We start from the raw sequence: 604 nt of genomic DNA, 5'->3' as shown, positions 1-604 counted from the left end.
TCAAGTAGAGTTGAAGCTGACGATTTACGGTGAATCACGTTCAATAGAAAAACTGAAAAGTGGTGAGGTCGCAGGGGCGATCAGTTTAGAGTCTCAAGCGATACCAAATTGTCGCGCCGATTACTTAGGACGAATTGATTACGTTTGTGTGGCTAACCCTGAGTTTTATCAGCGTTACTTTTCTGAAGGTGTAAACAATCAGACCTTAGCAAAGGCGCCAGCGGTTTCCTACGATCAGTATGATGACTTACATAAAAAGTTTCTCACAGAGCATTTCAATGTGCGTCCTGATAGCGTGATTCATCATAACATCAGTAGCTCAGAGGCCTTTCTCAAAATGGCGTTAGCTGGAGTGGCATATTGTTTGATCCCTCGTTTGCAAATTACTGATGAGCTAGAGCAAGGCTCGTTAATTGATGTTACGCCTGGCTTCCTGATGTCTTATCGTATTTATTGGCATCATTGGCAGTTGGAAACTGGCGTATTGCAGGAGATTTCACAAGCGATTGTCAATTATGCACAGCGTCATTTACCACAGTAGTGATTGAATAGACGACCATTTCTGACGAATATTAAATGACGAATGGTTGAAATTACACCAAAG

The 604-nt window shown here is 42.1% G+C and carries 1 protein-coding gene; it reads left to right on the top strand.

The annotated features are described in order from the left end of the window. The coding region (locus tag R8N49_RS28715; protein ID WP_318190649.1) for an ArgP/LysG family DNA-binding transcriptional regulator at positions 1-541 on the top strand (541 nt) is incomplete at its 5' end. Between the last annotated feature and the right edge of the window lie 63 nt (positions 542-604).

It is taken from the genome of Vibrio sp. 1978 (assembly GCF_033344345.1).
The sequence above is the reverse complement of the archived record's forward strand: the minus strand, read 5'-3'. Positions and strand labels throughout refer to the sequence as shown.